The 19,222-nt window shown below is 54.4% G+C and carries 17 protein-coding genes; 8 read left to right on the top strand and 9 right to left on the bottom strand.

What is annotated here, in order from left to right; genetic code table 11:
• The 4 genes from ldtD to GS12_RS19035 all read left to right on the top strand — a co-directional run.
• A partial coding sequence (gene ldtD, locus GS12_RS19050; protein ID WP_034949712.1) for a L,D-transpeptidase occupies positions 1 to 911 on the top strand: 911 nt, incomplete at its 5' end.
• Between the two features lie 186 nt (positions 912 to 1,097).
• Positions 1,098 to 1,646: a YcbK family protein gene (locus GS12_RS19045; protein WP_034949709.1), complete on the top strand. Its 549-nt coding sequence runs from the start codon at positions 1,098 to 1,100 to the stop codon at positions 1,644 to 1,646.
• A 42-nt stretch (positions 1,647 to 1,688) separates the two neighbouring features.
• Positions 1,689 to 2,318 carry an MBL fold metallo-hydrolase gene (locus GS12_RS19040; protein ID WP_034913840.1) on the top strand — a complete coding sequence of 210 codons (630 nt, stop codon included), beginning with the start codon at positions 1,689 to 1,691 and terminating at the stop codon, positions 2,316 to 2,318.
• Between the two features lie 228 nt (positions 2,319 to 2,546).
• Positions 2,547 to 4,502, top strand: coding sequence for a glycoside hydrolase family 3 protein (locus GS12_RS19035; protein ID WP_034949707.1), 1,956 nt, complete (start codon positions 2,547 to 2,549; stop codon positions 4,500 to 4,502).
• 45 nt (positions 4,503 to 4,547) lie between these two features.
• On the opposite strand, the gene GS12_RS19030 is transcribed toward GS12_RS19035, so the two are convergent.
• From GS12_RS19030 to pncB, 4 genes are all read right to left on the bottom strand, one after another.
• Positions 4,548 to 5,738 (bottom strand): amino acid aminotransferase, encoded by a 1,191-nt coding sequence (locus tag GS12_RS19030; RefSeq protein ID WP_034949704.1) that lies wholly within the window; start codon positions 5,736 to 5,738, stop codon positions 4,548 to 4,550.
• 190 nt (positions 5,739 to 5,928) lie between these two features.
• On the bottom strand, positions 5,929 to 7,080 hold the full coding sequence (gene ompF, locus GS12_RS19025; RefSeq protein ID WP_034949703.1) for a porin OmpF: 1,152 nt from the start codon (positions 7,078 to 7,080) through the stop codon (positions 5,929 to 5,931).
• A gap of 301 nt (positions 7,081 to 7,381) precedes the next feature.
• The gene (gene asnS, locus GS12_RS19020; RefSeq protein ID WP_034949700.1) at positions 7,382 to 8,782 is read right to left on the bottom strand and encodes an asparagine--tRNA ligase; all 1,401 of its coding nucleotides are present in this window, start codon (positions 8,780 to 8,782) and stop codon (positions 7,382 to 7,384) included.
• Positions 8,783 to 8,950: 168 nt separating this feature from the next.
• On the bottom strand, positions 8,951 to 10,171 hold the full coding sequence (pncB, locus tag GS12_RS19015) for a nicotinate phosphoribosyltransferase (protein WP_034949698.1): 1,221 nt from the start codon (positions 10,169 to 10,171) through the stop codon (positions 8,951 to 8,953).
• A gap of 236 nt (positions 10,172 to 10,407) precedes the next feature.
• Here pncB and pepN point away from each other — a divergent pair, with 236 nt between their 5' ends.
• Positions 10,408 to 13,023, top strand: coding sequence for an aminopeptidase N (pepN, locus tag GS12_RS19010; RefSeq protein ID WP_034949697.1), 2,616 nt, complete (start codon positions 10,408 to 10,410; stop codon positions 13,021 to 13,023).
• A gap of 35 nt (positions 13,024 to 13,058) precedes the next feature.
• Here the strand turns inward: pepN and ssuB are convergent, their stop codons facing one another.
• The 4 genes from ssuB to GS12_RS25185 all read right to left on the bottom strand — a co-directional run bounded on the left by ssuB (position 13,059) and on the right by GS12_RS25185 (position 15,497).
• Complete coding sequence (gene ssuB, locus GS12_RS19005; protein ID WP_034949695.1) at positions 13,059 to 13,847, bottom strand: aliphatic sulfonates ABC transporter ATP-binding protein; 789 nt, start codon at positions 13,845 to 13,847, stop codon at positions 13,059 to 13,061.
• Positions 13,844 to 14,635, bottom strand: a complete 792-nt coding sequence (gene ssuC, locus GS12_RS19000; RefSeq protein WP_034913859.1) for an aliphatic sulfonate ABC transporter permease SsuC — start codon at positions 14,633 to 14,635, stop codon at positions 13,844 to 13,846. The genes ssuB and ssuC overlap by 4 nt, the downstream gene beginning before the upstream one ends.
• Positions 14,636 to 14,650: 15 nt before the next feature.
• A complete protein-coding gene (ssuE, locus tag GS12_RS18995) occupies positions 14,651 to 15,202 on the bottom strand; it encodes an NADPH-dependent FMN reductase (protein WP_034913863.1) in 552 nt (183 codons plus the stop codon).
• 163 nt (positions 15,203 to 15,365) lie between these two features.
• Complete coding sequence (locus GS12_RS25185; protein ID WP_268747364.1) at positions 15,366 to 15,497, bottom strand: hypothetical protein; 132 nt, start codon at positions 15,495 to 15,497, stop codon at positions 15,366 to 15,368.
• Positions 15,498 to 15,533: 36 nt separating this feature from the next.
• Here GS12_RS25185 and pyrD point away from each other — a divergent pair, with 36 nt between their 5' ends.
• Together pyrD and GS12_RS18985 are read left to right on the top strand one after the other, a co-directional pair.
• Entirely contained in the window at positions 15,534 to 16,541 is a 1,008-nt protein-coding gene (gene pyrD, locus GS12_RS18990) for a quinone-dependent dihydroorotate dehydrogenase (protein ID WP_034949694.1), read from the top strand.
• Positions 16,542 to 16,721: 180 nt separating this feature from the next.
• Positions 16,722 to 17,264 (top strand): cell division protein ZapC, encoded by a 543-nt coding sequence (locus tag GS12_RS18985; RefSeq protein ID WP_034949693.1) that lies wholly within the window; start codon positions 16,722 to 16,724, stop codon positions 17,262 to 17,264.
• Between the two features lie 3 nt (positions 17,265 to 17,267).
• Here GS12_RS18985 and GS12_RS18980 read toward each other — a convergent pair whose 3' ends face one another.
• The gene (locus GS12_RS18980; protein ID WP_034949690.1) at positions 17,268 to 18,383 is read right to left on the bottom strand and encodes a YcbX family protein; all 1,116 of its coding nucleotides are present in this window, start codon (positions 18,381 to 18,383) and stop codon (positions 17,268 to 17,270) included.
• 138 nt (positions 18,384 to 18,521) lie between these two features.
• Here GS12_RS18980 and GS12_RS18975 point away from each other — a divergent pair.
• A partial coding sequence (locus GS12_RS18975; protein WP_235421241.1) for a THUMP domain-containing protein occupies positions 18,522 to 19,222 on the top strand: 701 nt, incomplete at its 3' end.

Raw genomic sequence — 19,222 nt, 5'->3', positions numbered from 1 at the left:
CGCATATCTACAGCGCCGAACTGATTGAAGGCGTGAAGCGGTTTCAACGCTGGCAGGGGCTTGAAGCAGACGGCGCGATTGGCCCGCGTACCCGCGAATGGCTGAACGCCTCACCACAGCTTCGGGCTGCGCTGCTGGCACTCAATATTCAACGTCTTCGCCTGCTGCCGGATGATATGCATAACGGCATCATGGTGAATATTCCTGACTATTCGCTGAATTATTATATTAACGGCAATCAGATTCTGGCCTCGCGGGTTATTGTCGGCCGACCGGATCGTAAAACACCGCTGATGCGCAGCGCGCTGAACAACGTGGTGCTCAACCCGCCGTGGAACGTGCCCACCACGCTGGTGCGGCAGGATATCGTGCCGAAGGTGAAGCAGGATCCTACCTATCTCTATAAGCACAACTACACGCTGCTATCAGGCTGGAGCAGTGATGCAGAGGTAATCGATCCGTCGATGATTGACTGGCGAATGGTGTCGGCAGCGTCCTTCCCGTACCGGATTCGCCAGGCGCCAGGCGCAACCAATTCGCTGGGGCGTTACAAATTTAATATGCCCAGCTCTGACGCTATCTACCTTCATGACACGCCGAACCATACGCTGTTTGCTAAAGACATTCGCGCGCTAAGCTCGGGCTGCGTGCGGGTAAATAAGGCGTCCGATCTGGCGAATCTGCTGCTTCAGGATGCAGGCTGGAATGATTCACGCATCTCCAGCACGCTGAAAGAGGGCGATACGCGCTATGTGTCAATTCGTCACCGCATCCCGGTGAATCTTTACTACCTGACGGCGTGGGTGGCAGAAGATGGGATGCCGCAATTTCGTACAGATATTTACAATTATGATATGACCGCACGGTCGGGCGCGCAGGTGCTGACTACCGCTGGTCAATTATTGCTCTAACGGTTGATTTTTCTGGCTTTCACTGGTCGCCTGAAAATTCGCCACTTCCTGCGGCGCAGTCGTTCATTTTTGAATTGCTGCGCCGATCACGTTTCCCCGGTTGACTCCGCTTTTCTCCACGGTTATGGTTCCCGACGGTAACTGATAAGCACCGTTTCTGAACATCTAGCCGGGTATCACAGATTAATGGATAAATTTGACTCTCATCGTCGCAGGCTGCTGGTATTAGGTGGCGCCGCACTGGGCGTTGCGCTCCTGCCGCAGCAGGCTCTCGCTTCGCTTTCAACCTCTCGTCCACGCGTTTTGACGCTCAGTAACCTTAATACGGGTGAAAGCCTCAAAACGGAATTTTTCAACGGTAAGAAATACGATAAAGATGAACTGGCGCGGCTGAATCATTTTTTTCGCGACTATCGTGCTAATAAAATAAAAAGTATCGATCCCCATCTTTTCGATCAAATCTTCCGTTTGCAGTCGCTGCTGGATACGCGCAAGCCCGTTCAGCTGGTTTCTGGCTACCGTTCGCTGGCGACCAACAATTCATTGCGCAGCCACAGTAAAGGCGTGGCGAAGCACAGCTATCACACGCTCGGGCAGGCAATGGATTTCCATATTGAAGGTATCGAATTAAGCAATGTCCGCAAAGCTGCGCTTTCCATGCGCGCGGGTGGTGTAGGATACTATCCAAAGAGTAACTTTGTGCACATTGATACCGGGCCAATGCGGCACTGGTAAAGGCGATCCCCGGATGTCTCTGGCAGCCGGTAACGGAGTAATATGGAGTATCAAACTATCCCGGTGACGGCGTTCGCACAGAACTGCTCGCTCATCTGGTGCCCGCAAACGCGGCAGGCCGCTATTGTCGATCCTGGCGGCGACGCCGAAAAAATCCAGGCAGTGGTGGCGGAAAAGGGCGTTGAAATTACGCAAATTTTATTGACGCATGGTCACCTTGACCACGTTGGCGCGGCGGCGGCGCTGGCCGGGTCGTACGGCGTGCCGATTGTTGGCCCCCACAAGGCTGATGCTTTCTGGCTGGAAGGATTACCGGAGCAGAGCAGAATGTTTGGCCTGCCGGAATGCGCGCCGCTGGAGCCGGATCGCTGGCTGGAAGAGGGCGACACCGTTAAACTGGGTGAGCTCTCCTTTGATATTTTCCTCTGTCCCGGCCATACACCGGGTCATATTGTCTTTTTTGAACGACGTTCCCGCCTGCTGATCTCTGGCGATGTTATTTTCAGCGGGGGCGTGGGCCGTTCGGATTTCCCGATGGGCAGCCACAGCGATCTCATCGCGTCCATTAAAAACACGCTGCTGCCGCTGGGCGATGAGGTGATTTTTCTGCCCGGTCATGGCCCTTCGTCGACGCTTGGACGTGAACGTATTTCGAATCCTTTCCTGCAATAGCTGTCGCCGATCACATTTCAGGAAAAGCGTTCTGTGAGGCAGCACCGGATATGATAACGTCTTTACTGTCTGGTTAATTTATCATCAGATATTGGATTGTTACCGTTAAGAGAAAAACGGGCAAAACCTGAAACCGCTTCTGCGCTAAATGCAGCGTGCGGGTTCAGGTTTTTTTATGCCGTTGTCACAACCCCTCATTATCTTATCAATGAACCAGGAAGGTGAAAGATGAAGATTAATCCGCTTTTATTCGTCATCGGTACATCATATTTATTACCCTTAGCAGGCCAGGCGACTGAACAGATCAAACTGGGGCACAGAGTAGTTTCTGTTATCCAACAGGATGGGCTGCTATTTAAGGATCTTAATAAAGATGAAACGCTGAACCCCTATGAGGACTGGCGATTATCACCCGAGGCGCGGGCCCGCGATCTGCTTTCCAGAATGACGCCTGAAGAGAAAGCCGGTGTCATGATGCACGGTTCTGCGCCGGCACCGGGCAGTATTATCGGGATTGGCAGCGAATACGATCTGACGGCTTCGGCCGCAATGATTATTGATGAAAGGGTAAATACTTTTATTACGCGATTAAGTACAGAACCGGCTAAGCTGGCTGAGCAAAATAATCGCTTACAGGAAATTGCAGAAGGCGCGCGCCTCGGCATTCCTTTAACAATCAGTATTGATCCGGTCAATACCTATCGCTATCTGCCCGAAAAAACCGCTACCCCGGACGCCTTTTCTAAATGGCCGGAAACCACCGGCCTTGCCGCCATCGGAGACGAAAATTTAGTGAAGCGTTACGCGGACATCGGCCGTCAGGAGTATCGCCTGCTGGGCATCACGCAGGCGCTGTCGCCAATGGCTGACCTGGCAACAGAACCCAGATGGTCGCGGTTATCCGGCACCTTTGGCGAGGATGCTCAACTGACCAGACGGATGGTGCGAGGGTATGTAGCGGGAATGCAAAACGGCACGTCAGGTCTGAATGCCGGGAGCGTCAGTACGGTGGTAAAACACTGGGCGGGCTATGGCGCATCGGAAAACGGCTTTGACGGCCACAGTGTTTATGGCAAATATGCTGATTTTTCCGGTAATAATCTGGATGAACATCTTATCCCGTTTACCGGCGCATTTGAGGTCAATACGGCAGGCGTAATGCCAACTTACGCCATTCTGAAAAACCTGGTTTATAAAGGGAAAAAGATTGAACAGGTCGGCGCCGGATTTAACCACTATTTGCTCCAGGATTTACTCCGTCAGCACTATAAATTTGATGGCGTGATTATCAGCGACTGGATGATTACCGCTGACTGTGTCGATAAATGTATTCATGGTCACCCTGAGGGAGAAGCGCCCGATCCCAGCAGCCTGGGCATGCCGTGGGGCGTTGAATCACTGACCGAGGTTGAACGTTTCGCCAGGGCCGTTAATGCAGGTATCAATCAGTTTGGCGGCGTCACTGACACCACGCCACTGCTTAAGGCGCTCAAAGCGGGCAAAGTCAGCGAAGAAAAAATCAATGACTCGGTAAGACGCCTGCTGGAGCAGAAGATTGCGCTTGGGTTATTTGAAAACGCTTATGTGGACGTCAATGCGGCAAAAAAATTACCCAATGCGGCATGGCAGCAGGAGGCAGACAGAGCACAGCGTCTGTCGCTGGTTTTGTTAGAGAAAAAAACGGGCGTGTTGCCCGTCAAAGCCAGAACAAAGGTCTGGCTGCATGGCGTTAATGCTGACGAGGCGAAAAAAGCCGGTTTGGTGGTGGTTGATCAACCCCAAAAAGCGGATATTGCCATTGCGCGTATTGTTGCGCCCTTTGAGCAGCCGCATAAGAACTATTTCTTTGGCGCCCAGTATCATGAGGGCTCTTTAGCCTTCCGGAACGATGATGCCGATATCGCCGCCATCGCAAAGCTGGCTGAAAAAATGCCGGTTATTGTGACCGTTTACCTTGACCGGCCAGCGATCCTTACACCCTTAAGAGATAAAGCCAGCGTGTTAATCGGTAATTTCGGCGTGAGTGATGCTGTTCTGTTTACTGCGCTGATGGATAATGCACCCTTCACTGGTAAGCTGCCGTTCGAATTGCCTTCATCAATGGCGAGCGTGTTGAAACAGCATTCAGATCGCGCTGCTGATAGCGAGCATCCGCTCTACCCGCTTGGGTTTGGCCTGAAATAGCCATGGCATAATAAATCGCGGGGCCAGCCAGGCCCCGCTGGTGGATTACAGTACAGCGACAATGGCTTCGCACAGTGCCGACATGTTGTCTGGCGTCATGCCTGCCACATTAACGCGTCCGGAGTTGACGGCGTAGATGCCGAACTCCTCCCGCAGACGAACGACCTGATCTTTGGTCAGTCCGCTGAAGGAGAACATACCGTTCTGGTTAATAATAAAGCTGAAGTCTCTGTCTGCGCCTTTCTCCTGAAGCGTATTCACGAAGAGCTGACGCATGCGATGAATGCGCTGACGCATGTCGGTCAGTTCCTGCTCCCAGACAGCGCGCAGATCGTCATTGCCGAGAATAGTCGCAACCACCGCCGCGCCATGCGCCGGTGGGTTAGAGTAGTTCGCGCGGATGGTGTATTTCACCTGGCTGAACGCGGTATCTGCAACCGCGTCATCACTGGCGACCAGCGTCAGTGCGCCAACGCGCTCGTTGTACAGACCGAAGTTTTTAGAATAAGAGCTGGCGACAATTAGTTCCTGATGACTGGCGGCAAAAATACGCAGCCCTTCAGCATCCTCCTCAAGACCGCGAGCGAAGCCCTGATAGGCGAAATCGAACAGCGGCAGCCAGCCGTTAGCCTGAGAAAGGGCGGCAAGCTGCTGCCACTGCTCAGCGCTCGGGTCCACGCCGGTAGGATTATGGCAGCAGCCATGGAAGAGAACGATATCACCGGCCTGCACGTCACGCAGTGAACTCACCATCGCCTCAAAGTTCAGCGAGTGGTTTACGGCGTCATAATACTGATATTCACAGACTTCCAGGCCGGCAGCATGAAAGACGTTTTTATGGTTTGGCCAGCTTGGATTACTTATCCAGATGCGTTTAGCGGTGGTTTGCGTGGCGATAAAATCAGCGGCAACGCGCAGGGCACCGGTTCCGCCCGGCGTTTGCGCTGTGCGGGCGCGTTTGCTGCTGATGATGGCGCTGTCTTTACCGAACAGCAGCGCCTGGGTGCAGCGGGCAAAGTCGGCCAGGCCGTCAATGCTTAAATAATTTTTTGTGGTTTCATTTTCCAGCAGGTACTGCTCTGCTTTTTTCACGCTGGTGAGCACCGGCGTTTTGCCCGTTTCATCTTTATATACGCCAATACCGAGATTGATTTTATTAGGACGGTCGTCGGCGCGAAAAAGATCGGCTAAGCCAAGAATAGGATCGGCAGGGGCGGCTGCAATGCGTTCAAACATAGTCAAAGTCCGTTAGCGTAATCTGAAGCGAAGTGAAGGTTCAGGTTACCGCCACAGCGCACAAAATGCCAACCGTTTGCGTGAAAAAGAGAGGGGTAAACAGGGAAGTAAATCAAAGAAAATAAAAATGGAGCCGAAGGCTCCATTTTTTACGATGAACGGCGGTGAGATTATCACCCCGGTAGCGTTTTTAGAACTGGTAAACCAGGCCTACTGCTACGGTATCATCAGTGTTCAGACCCAGTGGATTATCATCATCCAGCAGGTTGATCTGGTAGTCGACATAGGTAGACATGTTTTTGTTGAAGTAGTAAGTCGCACCTACGTCAGCATATTTGATCAGGTCAGCATCGCCGATGCCGCTGCCAATATCTTTGCCTTTAGACTGCACGTAGCCGAGAGAAGGACGCAGACCAAAGTCGAACTGATACTGAGCCACTAACTCAATGTTTTGCGCTTTATTGGCGAAAGAGGACACGTTGCCGGTCACGCCGTTGTCAAAAGTTACACCCGTAGCGGTAATAGGTGTTGCATTACGCGTTTCACCGTACATCGCGGCCAGGTAAATGTTGTTAGCGTCGTATTTAACGGCGGTTGCCCATGCTTCAGCACGTTCACCTGCGCCGTTGTTGATGGTGCCAACGGTATCGCCATCAGCATTAGTTACGTTACGAACGCCCGCTTCCTGAGCATTGGTACGGTCATAAGAACCGTATGCACCTGACACACCTAAGCCGATTGGCGAGGTATAGGTGGTAGAAACGGCATAGCCATCACCGTTAGAGCGACGAGCATCATCACGGTCATTTTTACCCTGATATTGCAGGGCGAAATCCCAGCCATCAACCAGGCCGAAGAAGTTGGTGTTACGGTAGGTCAGTACGCCAGTGGTACGGCCGCCGGTTACGCCTGTATCAGTGTAAGCTGAGTCGCCGCCGAATTCTGGCAGCATGTCGGTCCAGCCCATTGGATCGTAGAGCAGCGCGTAGTTACGACCGTAGTCGATTGAACCCGCGTCGCCGAATTTCAGACCAGCAAAGCCCAGACGGGTTTTGTTGCCGTTCTGCGCGTCTGAACCTTCAGAGTTGTTGGTGTTGAACTGGTATTCCCACTGACCGAAACCGGTCAGCTGGTCGTTAATCTGGGTTTCGCCTTTGAAACCTAAGCGCGCATATGACTGGTCGCCATCATTGCCGTCGTTATCAGAGAAGTAGTGCAGGCCAACAGCTTTACCATACAGGTCCAGTTTGTTGCCATTCTTGTTATAAACTTCGGCTGCATTGGCTGCGCCTGCTGCTAACAGGGCTGGGATAACCAGTGCAAGAATGTTGCGCTTCATCATTTTTTATTACCCTCATTGGAGTTATTTGGACACCTGCCACTGCCGTCAAAAATTCTTTACAGAACTCTGAAGAGAGTTTGGTGTCTTCCTGTGTCTGCACGCATCTTTCCATTCACTGAGGCGTTAATCTAGCGCGAAAATGCTACTAATAGCTTATTCTGGTAACAGGAAGAAAATTTGTATTACAAAATGTAATAATCACGGAACTTTGTGAAGTACTTCATAATTTACAAAAATAAAAAAAGGCCAGCAGCGCTGACCTTGATTATATATATGAATTTCTTATGTTTTATGCCAAAAATCAGAAACTCGCGTTTCGCGGCGTGCGCGGGAAGGCAATCACGTCTCTCACATTTTGTACACCAGTAACATATGCAATTAAACGTTCAAACCCTAAACCGAAACCAGAATGTGGCACGGTGCCATAGCGACGCAGATCGCGATACCACCAATAATCTTCTTTATTAAGGCCCATTTCGTTCAGGCGCGCATCCAGCACATCAAGACGTTCTTCACGTTGCGAACCGCCGATGATTTCACCTATGCCTGGTGCTAAAACATCCATGGCCGCGACGGTTTTGCCGTCGTCGTTCAGGCGCATATAAAACGCTTTGATGTCTTTGGGATAGTTTTTCACCACCACCGGCGCTTTAAAATGCTTTTCAGCAAGGTAACGTTCGTGCTCAGAAGAGAGATCGATGCCCCAGGCTACCGGATTTTCGAATTTCTCGCCGCAGTTCATCAGGATCTCAACCGCCTCTGTATAATCAACCTGCGCAAAATCGGTTGTTACAAAACGCTCCAGGCGAGAAATCGCCTCTTTATCTACGCGTTCCGCAAAGAACGCCATATCGTCAGCGCGCTCGGCCAGAACGGCGCTGAACACATACTTCAGCATCGCTTCCGCCAGCGCGGCGGCGTCATTCAGATCGGCAAACGCCACTTCAGGTTCGAGCATCCAGAACTCAGCGAGATGACGACTGGTATTGGAATTTTCGGCGCGGAAGGTCGGGCCGAAGGTATAGATTTTAGAAATCGCGCTGGCGTAGGTTTCGCCATTGAGCTGGCCCGATACGGTCAGGAACGCTTCACGGCCAAAGAAATCTTCATCAAAATTCACTTTGCCGTCCGGCGTGCGCGGCAGGTTTGCCAGATCCAGCGTGGAAACGCGGAACATTTCACCTGCACCTTCGGTATCGGAGGCGGTGATCAACGGCGTGGAAACCCAGAAATAGCCTTGCTCATCAAAAAAGCGGTGCAGGGCCTGTGCCAGAGTATGACGAACGCGCGCAACCGCGCCGATCAGGTTGGTGCGAGGACGCAGGTGCGCCACTTCGCGCAGGTACTCAATACTGTGGCGCTTGGCCGCCATTGGATAAGTATCAGGATCGTCGACCCAGCCGACCACGTCGACGTGGCTGGCCTGAATTTCAAAGCTCTGACCTTCACCGGGGGATTCAACCACCTTACCGGTGATGGCCACCGAGCAGCCGGTGGTCAGGCGCAGCACTTCATCCTGATAATTATTCAGAGAATTATTGACGACAGCCTGGACGGGATTGAAGCAGGAGCCGTCGTAAACGGCGATGAAGGAAATACCAGCTTTCGAATCTCTTCGTGTACGCACCCAACCGCGTACGGTGACTTCGCTGTCAACCGCGACACGGCCATGCAGTACATCCGTTACAGGCACAACGCTCATAAGTGTCTCTCACTTTTAATCAGAATTAGAAAATAAATACCCAAATTCAGGGTAGTGCTATGTTACTTGTCGATCGGCGAGACACAAGCAGATTTCGTTACCGTGCGGGAGATTTCTTTTACAAACAGAAAAGAGGCGATGCAGCCGCCTCTTTATTATGAAGAGAGGCTAGCTGGCTTTTTTAACCAGCGGCAGGTCAAACGCTTTGCGCAATGCGCGGACAAAGGCTTTGTCCTGGCATATGGTTTTACCGGGACTGTCGGAGAGTTTGGCGACGGGTTTGCCGTTGCATTCCACCAGCTTAATCACGATATTCAGCGGCTTAACCTGCGGAATATCGCAGGTGAGTCGCGTGCCGATACCGAAAATGACCTCGGTGCGCTGGCCGAAGTGCCGGTAAAGATCGACGGCTTTATCCAGATCGAGGTTGTCTGAAAAGACCAGCGTTTTGGTTTTCGGATCGATATTCAGCCGCTGATAGTGAGCAATAGCTTTTTCGCCCCATTCAACCGGGTCGCCGGAATCGTGACGCAATCCCTGATAGCGGCTGGCGAAGTTCATCCCAAAATCACGCAGGAAAGCGTCCATCGTGATGCAGTCGGTGAGGGCGATGCCCAGGCTGTCGGGGTACTCTTCCAGCCACGCCTGCAACGCCGCGCGCTGGCTGTTGGCGAGTACCGGGCTTATCTGCTGATGCGCCTGAAACCATTCATGCGCCTGCGTGCCTACGGGCGCGATCGCCAGTCGGCGGGCGATGTCGTAGTTGCTGGAGCCAACCAGCCACGGGAAATCCTGTTGAAGCGTGCTGACAATCGCCAACTGCACGTCGCGCGAGAAGCGGCGGCGGGTGCCGAAGTCCATCAGCTTAAAACGAGAGAGATCCATTCCGTCGGTGGTTTGACGAAATCCGGCCAGCTTGCTTTGTAACTGTTCGACCGCTGTCTCAACCGCGATCTGTGGCGAGCGGTGACGATGCACCACCTCGCTTATCAGGGCCAGCAGCGGCACTTCCCACATAATCACCTCAAGCCACGGGCCGCTGATGCGAATATCCAGCTTGCCTTTGTGATTGCGCACGCGTACCTGAGAAGGATCGTAGCGGAACTGACGTAGCCAGCTGAGATAGTCGTCTTTAAAGAAGGGAAGGCCGGCCAGATAAGTGGCTTCTTCATCAGTCAGCCTGAGAGCACGCATCATTTCAATTTGCTGCACGATCTCATCGGCGTACACACCCAACAGATCGTCGCCCCGGCAGCGAAATTCGGCAACCACAGAAATATTTTGATAACGGTGAAACACGGCCTGCTGCATATGTAGCTTGTAGGCATCCGTATCCAGTAACGTGGTTAAAATCGGGTTATCGTAAGATGTCATGGTGCGTTTCAGCATCCTCTGGCGAAGAGCGTTATCCCCGGTAAAAAAACGAAAGACGCAGGAGTATAACGTGAATACTCATTTATTGAACCCGATCACAACATAATTCGCCGTCAGAGGTCGAGGGCAATCCGTGCGCAGGTATCGTTTTTTATGTTTTCTGGCCTGCGGCGCGGTGATTCGTCGTGGCAACATTGCGCTAACAGGAATAGACTTTATCCGACTAACTAATATCGACGTGAGAAGGACTTATGACGCAACTGCCACAAGCCAAAAATCGGCATGATTATCGTGCGCCGGATTACACCATTACCGATATCGACCTGACATTTAATCTTGATGCCAGCGTCACGCAGGTTACCGCCGTGAGCCGCATCAAAAGGCTGGGCGCAGACGGTGCCGCGCTGCGCCTCGACGGCGAAGATCTCACGCTGGTTTCGCTTGAGGTGGATGGTCAGCCCTGGTCGCATTATCGGCTGGAAGAGGGCGCGCTGGTGCTGGAACACCTGCCGGAAACCTTTACGCTGACGGTGGTGAACGACATTCACCCCGACAAAAACACCGCGCTGGAAGGGCTTTATAAATCCGGCGAAGCGCTCTGCACGCAGTGCGAGGCGGAAGGCTTTCGCCATATTACCTGGTATCTGGACAGGCCAGACGTGCTGGCCCGCTTTACCACTACGATTATCGCCGAGAGCACGCGCTATCCTTATTTACTGTCGAACGGCAATCGCATTGACGGCGGCCAGATGGAAGACGGTCGCCACTGGATGAAGTGGGAAGATCCCTTTCCGAAACCCTGCTATCTGTTTGCGCTGGTGGCGGGCGATTTTGACGTGCTGCGCGACAGCTTCACCACCCGATCCGGGCGCGACGTGGCGCTGGAGATTTTTGTCGACCGCGGCAACCTCGATCGCGCCGACTGGGCGATGACATCGCTGAAAAACAGCATGAAATGGGATGAAGAGCGCTTCGGTCTGGAGTACGACCTCGATATCTTTATGATCGTTGCCGTCGACTTCTTCAATATGGGCGCGATGGAGAACAAAGGACTTAACGTCTTTAACTCTAAATACGTGCTGGCAAAAGCTGAAACCGCGACCGATAAAGACTATCTGGGCATTGAGGCGGTGATTGGCCACGAATATTTCCATAACTGGACCGGCAACCGCGTCACCTGCCGCGACTGGTTCCAGCTCAGTCTGAAAGAGGGGCTGACCGTTTTCCGCGATCAGGAGTTCAGTTCCGATCTCGGCTCCCGGGCGGTTAACCGCATCGATAACGTGCGCGTCATGCGCGGCGCGCAGTTCGCTGAAGATGCCAGCCCGATGGCGCACCCGATCCGACCTGAGCAGGTGATCGAGATGAACAACTTCTACACCCTGACGGTGTATGAAAAGGGTTCTGAAGTGATCCGCATGATGCACACGCTGCTCGGCGAAGAGAATTTCCAGAAGGGCATGCAGCTCTATTTTGAGCGCCACGATGGCAGCGCCGCGACCTGTGACGATTTCGTGCAGGCGATGGAAGATGCCTCCAATGTCGATCTCTCACAGTTCCGCCGCTGGTACAGCCAGTCCGGCACGCCGGTGCTCTCCGTACGTGACGACTACAATCCTGAACTTGAGCAGTACACGCTGCACGTCACGCAGATGACGCCGCCCACCGCCGATCAGAAAGAGAAGCGTCCGCTGCATATTCCGCTGGATATTGAACTGTACGATAGCGAAGGGAAGGCGATCCCGCTTCAGCGCGACGGTCACCCGGTGCATCACGTGCTCAACGTGACCGAAGAGTTTCAGAGCTTTGTTTTCGACAACGTTTACTTCCAGCCAGTGCCCTCGCTGCTGCGTGAATTCTCTGCGCCGGTGAAGCTGGACTATCACTGGAGCGATGCGCAGCTCACCTTCCTGATGCGTCATGCGCGAAATGATTTCGCCCGCTGGGATGCGGCGCAAAGCCTGCTGGCAACCTATATCAAACTTAATGTTGCCCGCTATCAGCAGGAGCAGCCTCTCTCCGTGCCGCTGCACGTTGCTGATGCGTTCCGCGGCGTGCTGCTGGAAGAGAACAGCGATCCGGCGCTGATGGCGCTGATCCTGACGCTGCCGGGTGAAAACGAGATCGCTGAACTGTTCGACATTATCGATCCCATCGCCATTGCGGAAGTACGGCACGCGCTGGTGCGCCTGCTGGCAAACGAACTGGCTGACGAATGGCTCGCTGTGTATAACGCCAACCAGAGCGCCGATTATCAGGTAACGCATGCCGATATTGGCCGTCGCGCGCTGAAAAACGTCTGCCTGGGCTACCTGGCACATGGTGAAGTGTCGCTGGCGGACAAACTGGTGAAAGCGCAGTTTGTGCAGGCGAATAACATGACCGATTCGCTGGCGGCGATGGCGGCTGCCGTGATGGCGCAACTGCCGTGTCGCGAAGCCTTACTCACCGCGTTTGACGAACGCTGGCATCAGGATGGCCTGGTGATGGATAAATGGTTCGCGTTACAGGCGACCAGCCCGGCCGCAGACGTATTGGGCCGCGTGCGGGGTTTGCTGAACCATCGCTCATTCAGCCTGAGCAATCCAAACCGCATTCGTTCGCTGATTGGCGCTTTCGCCTCCGCCAATCCGGCCGCCTTCCATGCGGAAGATGGCAGCGGTTATCATTTTCTGGTGGAAATCCTTACCGATCTGAACCGTCGCAACCCGCAGGTCGCCGCGCGCATGATTGAGCCGCTGATCCGCCTCAAACGCTACGATGAAGGACGTCAGGCGCTGATGCGTCAGGCGCTGGAGCAGCTCAAGGGGCTGGAAAATCTCTCCGGGGATCTCTACGAGAAGATCAGCAAGGCGCTAAGCGCCTGAGGAAACGGGCGAAGCAATTCGCCCGTTTTTCGACCTTAACGATGGGCATAACGCTTATCGGCTTCAGCTGATGAGCGTTTCATTACCCGGTCGAGGACTTCTGCTTCCAGTTCAGCAAGCTTTGCCGAACCTTTACGACGCGGGCGAGGCAGATCGACCATCAGATCCAACCCCGTTTTTCCCTCTTCAATCAGCAGCACCCGATCCGCCATCGCCACCGCTTCACTCACGTCATGCGTCACCAGCAGCACGGTAAAGTGGTGTTCCTGCCAGAGCGATGCGATAAGATCCTGCATCTCAATGCGGGTCAGCGCATCCAGCGCGCCGAGCGGCTCATCAAGCAGCAGCAGGCCGGGACGATGAATAAGCGCGCGGGCGAGCGCCACGCGCTGCTTCTGACCGCCGGACAGCGCGGCAGGCCATTCATCAGCGCGCTCGGCCAGGCCGACGGCGGCAAGCGCATCCCTTGCCGCATGCTTCCACGCGCGGCCCTTCAGGCCAAGCCCGACGTTATCAATAACACTCTTCCACGGCAGCAGCCGTGCATCCTGAAACATCAGTCGCGTATCTTCTCTGGCCTCGCTCAGGGGCGCGCTGCCCGCCAGAAGCTCACCCGATGACGTTTTCTCCAGCCCGGCCAGCAGCCGCAGCAGCGTGCTTTTACCGCAGCCGCTGCGCCCGACCACGGCAACAAACTGGCCGGAGGGAATATGCAACGTCAGATTGTCCAGCACCGTACGGCCGTTGTATTGTTTACTGACGCCGTTGATAACCAGCGGCGTGCCAGCGTTCAGTCGCGCCGGCGAGGGGGCAAGTGCGCTCATGCGTTTTCCTCCTTCAATTGATAAGCCGGATGCCAGCGCAGCCAGATCCGCTCAAGCAGCAGCGCGCTGACGTCGGCCAGTTTACCGAGCAGGGCATACAAAATAATGGCCACCACCACCACGTCTGTTTGTAAAAATTCGCGCGCGTTCATCGCCAGATAGCCAATGCCGGAATTGGCAGAGATGGTTTCCGCCACAATCAGCGTCAGCCACATCAGGCCCAGCCCGAAGCGTACGCCAACCATAATAGAAGGCAGCGCGCCCGGTAACACCACCTGAATAAACAGGCTCCAGCCAGACAGGCCATAGCTGCGCGCCATCTCCACCAGTCCGCGATCGACATTGCGAATGCCGTGATAGGTATTCAGATAGATGGGAAAGAGCGTGCCGAGCGCCACCAGGAAAATTTTTGCCGATTCGTCAATGCCGAACCAGAGGATCACCAGCGGGATCAGCGCGAGATGCGGAACGTTACGCAGCATCTGCACCGAGGTATCGAGCAGCCGCTCGCCGAGACGCGACATGCCGGTGATCAGGCCCAGCGTCAGACCAATCGAGCCGCCGATACAGAAACCGATGGCGGCGCGCCAGCCGCTGATCGCCAGATGCTGCCACAGCTCGCCGCTGGCGGAGAGACGCCAGAACGTCAGCACAATGGCCTCGGGCGAGGGCAGGATGCGCGTAGAGAGCCAGCCCGTTTGCGACGCGATTTGCCACACAACCACCAGCAGAATTGGCAATGCCCACGGGATCAGGGGCTGAGTAATGCGTTGAAGCGATCTGTTCATAGCGTGCTTTCCCCTTTAAACCGCCAGCGCCAGCGGCTGATGCCGACGCGCCAGCGCCTGCCAGAAGGTGTCCAGTGATTCATTGAGGCGCGCGTCCAGCACCGGCGAGAGCACCGGCTGGCGATCGTAATGCGTCACCTGGCTGTCATCGGCAAAGACGCCATGCAGCACTTCCTGCGCTTTCAGGGCGTTCAGCACCGGTTTCAGCGCATAATCCACGGAGAGCATATGCGCGATGGTGCCGCCGGTCGCCAGCGGCAGCACCACCTTATGCTCCAGCGCACGTTCCGGCAGCAGGTCGAGCAGGGTTTTCAGCGCGCCGGAAAAAGAGGCTTTATAGATAGGCGTCGCCACAATCACGCCGTCCGCTTTTTCCAGATCCTCATTGAGCGCCAGCAGGGCAGGCGAATCGAATCGGGCGCAAATCAGATCTTCAGGATGGAAATTATGCAGATTCCACGGAATAACCTCGACGCCGCGCTGTTCCAGCCGATGCTGACAAAGCGTGAGCAGGGCCGTTGAACGTGATGGATAGCGAGGGCTTCCCGCCAGGGTAATAACGCGCATAATCTCTCCTTTTAACCGGATGTTAATTATTCAACAGATCGTGTAACAGAGAGGGTTATCCTGACAGAGCCCATAAAGAGCCTTAAATGATTTATCCGGTATTGATAAGCTGCTTTACGAATAAGAAAACGTTTGCGCGCGCGTGCAATCGTTTACATTGCAGCTAAAGCGCTTTACCATTTTGTGCCGCACCCGTCGCGTTTCTGCGCCGATCCTGACACCACACCGCCAGACTGGAATAGCCGATACGCGCTCGCACGGCGTTTGTCGGGGATCGACCGACGCGCGTTTTCATCTTACTTTCCCGCACAGTCGGGCTTCAGGAGCATTCATGTATCACCTGGTTCGTCAGGCACTTTTCCAACTTGATGCCGAGCGCGCGCACGAACTTACGCTGCGTCAGTTGCAGCGCGTTTCCGGTACGCCGCTGATACAGCTGGTTCGCCAGTCTCTTCCTTTACGTCCGGTAAACTGCATGGGGCTGACGTTTAAAAATCCGCTTGGCCTCGCGGCTGGCCTGGATAAAAACGGCGAATGCATTGATGCCTTTGGCGCAATGGGATTTGGTTCTGTTGAAATTGGCACGGTCACGCCGCGGCCCCAGCCGGGAAATGATAAACCCAGAATGTTTCGCGTGCTGGAAGCGGAGGGGATCATTAACCGGATGGGATTTAATAACCACGGCGTCGACAGGCTGGTTGAAAACGTTAAAAAAGCCCGCTTCGATGGCGTCCTCGGCATCAATATCGGTAAAAATAAAGATACGCCGGTTGAGCAGGGCGCCGAAGATTATTTAATCTGTATGGAAAAAATCTACCGTCATGCCGGTTATATCGCTATCAATATTTCGTCGCCCAATACGCCAGGATTACGCACTTTGCAGTATGGTGATGCGTTAGATGAATTGTTAAGGGCGGTTAAACAAAAACAGAAAGATCTTGAAACGATCCATCACAAATATGTTCCCGTTGCGGTGAAAATAGCGCCGGACCTTTCTGAAGAAGAACTGATTCAAATTGCAGACAGCCTTGTTCGACATAATATTGATGGCGTGATTGCCACCAATACCACGCTCGACCGATCGCTGGTCAGCGGATTGAAATATGCAGACGAGGCGGGAGGGTTAAGTGGACGCCCGCTACAGCTTTCCAGCACGGCAATCATTCGCCGTCTGGCCGACGAGTTGCAGGGCCGACTGCCAATAATTGGCGTTGGCGGAATTGATTCTTTGATCTCTGCCAGAGAAAAAATGGCGGCAGGCGCATCGCTGATTCAAATATATTCCGGGTTTATTTATAAAGGGCCGCCGTTGATAAAACAAATTGTGACCCATCTTTGAAGAATATTGGCTTAAACCAGGCCAGGGGGTTTATTTTCCCCGCTGGCTCGTTTATATTTTGGGATGTTTTCGCAATATTCAGATTTACAGGCGCATTCTCTGTCATTACGGCTTCGCCTGAATTTACAAAAATTGAAGTTTGCGACCGGAATGTAAACAAGTATGACAACAGGACACATCATGAAAATAAAACCCGACGACAGCTGGCGCTGGTTTTTCGATGCGGAACACGATCGCATGATGCTGGATCTGGCTGATGGAATGCTGTTCCGCTCCCGCTTTCCCCGTAAGATGTTAACCCCTGATGCTTTCAGCGAAACCGCCTTCTGCGTTGATGAAGCGGCGCTGTTTTATAGCTTTGCCGAACACTGCCGCCGCTGCACGCTTGACGACAGCCAGCGTGTCGAACTGGTACTGAATGCGCTGGTCGCCAGCCGTTTCCTCAAACCGCTGATGCCTAAGAGCTGGCACTTTACCACCTGTCGCGATTATCTCTCACCCAAAGAGGGCGAGCTGGTTTGCGTGACGCTGTGCGAAACGGGCGAACAGGCAGTAATGATGGTGGCGGAGGCCGGCGAGAGCGCCGCGCTGTGCGTGCTGGCTCAGCCGCAGCTAACGCTGGCTGGCCGCAGCATGGTGCTTGGCGACGCGATCAAAATCATGAACGACAGGCTGCAACCCAGGGCGGATGAGCAGCATCTGCTGCTGGCCAGCGCGGTCTGAGCCCTACTTCCCACGTAAAACAACGTCGCCGGCGGGAATGCAGCTACAGCTCAAAACGCGACCGTCGGCGCCAATGGCCTCTTTCTTCAGGGGCCGCACCTCTCCCGATACCAGCGTGATTTTGCAGCTACCGCAGATGCCCGCACGACACGAGTAAGGAATGCGGTAACCCTGCATCTCCAGTTGCTCCAGCAATATCTGCTGATTATTGCCGGTAAAGGTGTTTCCCTGCCAGTTGATGGTGAGCTTTTGCGAGGCGCTGTGGACGACCTCCAGCGTTTCGCTCACCTTTCCTGCGCCATACGGGCGCGGCGGTTTATTCGAAAGCACCTCCAGTTCATCACCCACGCGCAGTATGCCACTGCTTCTGGCGATTAAATTCAGGCCAAAATCGATATCGCCGCTGTCATCAGCGGCGGTTCGAAATTTTTGTAAGGTCGTCAGCGGCTCGCCGGACGGGTGCTTTTTGCCGCCCTCGGGACTGACGGTGGTGAAGACGCAGCGGCTACAGGGTTTCGGCACATCAAAAATAATGTTGCCGATGCGCAGGGTTGACCAGGCGTCCTCAGCCCAGGCGCCGGCGCCGGTGACCACCAGATTGGGGCGGAACTGCTCCAGGCGGATACCCGCCGGGCAGCGCTGGCGAAGATCGTTGAGCGAGGCCTCATTGATCAGCAGAAAGGGAAAGCCGTCGGCAAAGCCTAACGGCACCTGCTCGAAGCGCTTCACGCGACGGCTCATCTGTTGGCCGACCCAACGCAGCTGCACCGGTCGCGGAAAGAACCCGCTCAGCCACTGATTTATTTCATCGGGGGCAATCAGTGCAGTAAAGGTACTGCCCCAGACTTCCGTGGAGGCGGCATCGCCGGAAAAGTCAGCCAGCCGGATAGTGGCGCTGGTGCCATCCGGCGCGGAGAGAAACAGGCCATCCTGCATCAGCGCTGGCGTGAACAGCACCATATCCGGATACTGACGCGCGGTGATAAATGTCCCGTTGGTATCGGTGATCATAAACACGCGGTCAAAAGCAAGGCCGCTTTCCAACGCCTGCGCGTGGGAAACCTGCGTACCTCGCATTGATTTAACCGGATGAATATAAAGACGAGACAGGGTAACCATCACACGCTCCTGATAAAAACTGTCGCGCTGCGGCGCATCAAACCGCAATAAGACGCGATCAAAAGAAGCTAACTTTATGACATGCGCCTGCGATTAGCTATAATGCGCAACTATTTTCTGAAGACGATAAGTGACGTTATGAATTCTCTGTTTGCCAGTACGGCGCGTGGGCTCGAAGAGCTGTTAAAAAGTGAACTGGAAGCGCTGGGAGCCGAAGGCTGCCGGGTGGTTCAGGGCGGCGTACATTTTCAGGGCGACGATCGTCTGATGTATCAGAGTTTACTGTGGAGCCGCCTGGCTTCGCGCATCCTGTTGCCGCTTACCGAATGCGGCGTTTACAGCGATCTTGATCTTTACCTTGGCGTCCAGGCCATCGACTGGCCAGCGCTGTTCAGCAGTGAAAAAACCTTTGCCGTGCACTTTAGCGGGCTGAACGAGGTGATCCGCAACAGCCAGTACGGCGCGTTGAAGGTGAAAGACGCCATTGTCGACAGTTTTACCCGTAAAAACCTGCCGCGTCCCGATGTGGATCGCGAGCTGCCGGATATTCGCATCAACGTCTGGCTGAATAATGATACCGCCAGCATCGCGCTCGACCTGAGCGGCGACGGTCTTCATCAGCGCGGCTACCGTCAGCAGGCCGGGCAGGCGCCGTTGAAGGAGACGCTGGCGGCGGCGATCGTGCTGCGTTCCGGCTGGCAGGCTGGCACACCGCTGGTCGATCCGATGTGCGGTTCCGGCACGCTGCTGATTGAAGCGGCAATGATCGCCAGCGATCGCGCGCCGGGCCTGCATCGCACCCATTGGGGCTTTACCGGCTGGCGGAAATTCAATAGCGA

Origin of the sequence: Erwinia oleae, assembly GCF_000770305.1 — a bacterium.
GTDB classification, from domain to species: domain Bacteria; phylum Pseudomonadota; class Gammaproteobacteria; order Enterobacterales; family Enterobacteriaceae; genus Erwinia; species Erwinia oleae.
Note: the sequence above shows the minus strand (reverse complement) of the source record. Positions and strands in the feature narration are given on the sequence as shown.

Coding starts and splice junctions, on each gene's coding strand:
- ssuB (WP_034949695.1), bottom strand. CDS start 13,847: ATGAGCGCACTTGCCCCCTCGCCGGCGCGACTGAACGCTGGCACGCCG.
- GS12_RS18980 (WP_034949690.1), bottom strand. CDS start 18,383: ATGGTTACCCTGTCTCGTCTTTATATTCATCCGGTTAAATCAATGCGA.
- GS12_RS25185 (WP_268747364.1), bottom strand. CDS start 15,497: ATGAAAACGCGCGTCGGTCGATCCCCGACAAACGCCGTGCGAGCGCGT.
- pepN (WP_034949697.1), top strand. CDS start 10,408: ATGACGCAACTGCCACAAGCCAAAAATCGGCATGATTATCGTGCGCCG.
- pncB (WP_034949698.1), bottom strand. CDS start 10,171: ATGCTGAAACGCACCATGACATCTTACGATAACCCGATTTTAACCACG.
- GS12_RS19045 (WP_034949709.1), top strand. CDS start 1,098: ATGGATAAATTTGACTCTCATCGTCGCAGGCTGCTGGTATTAGGTGGC.
- ssuC (WP_034913859.1), bottom strand. CDS start 14,635: ATGAACAGATCGCTTCAACGCATTACTCAGCCCCTGATCCCGTGGGCA.
- ssuE (WP_034913863.1), bottom strand. CDS start 15,202: ATGCGCGTTATTACCCTGGCGGGAAGCCCTCGCTATCCATCACGTTCA.
- asnS (WP_034949700.1), bottom strand. CDS start 8,782: ATGAGCGTTGTGCCTGTAACGGATGTACTGCATGGCCGTGTCGCGGTT.
- pyrD (WP_034949694.1), top strand. CDS start 15,534: ATGTATCACCTGGTTCGTCAGGCACTTTTCCAACTTGATGCCGAGCGC.
- GS12_RS19030 (WP_034949704.1), bottom strand. CDS start 5,738: ATGTTTGAACGCATTGCAGCCGCCCCTGCCGATCCTATTCTTGGCTTA.
- GS12_RS19035 (WP_034949707.1), top strand. CDS start 2,547: ATGAAGATTAATCCGCTTTTATTCGTCATCGGTACATCATATTTATTA.
- GS12_RS18985 (WP_034949693.1), top strand. CDS start 16,722: ATGAAAATAAAACCCGACGACAGCTGGCGCTGGTTTTTCGATGCGGAA.
- GS12_RS19040 (WP_034913840.1), top strand. CDS start 1,689: ATGGAGTATCAAACTATCCCGGTGACGGCGTTCGCACAGAACTGCTCG.
- ompF (WP_034949703.1), bottom strand. CDS start 7,080: ATGATGAAGCGCAACATTCTTGCACTGGTTATCCCAGCCCTGTTAGCA.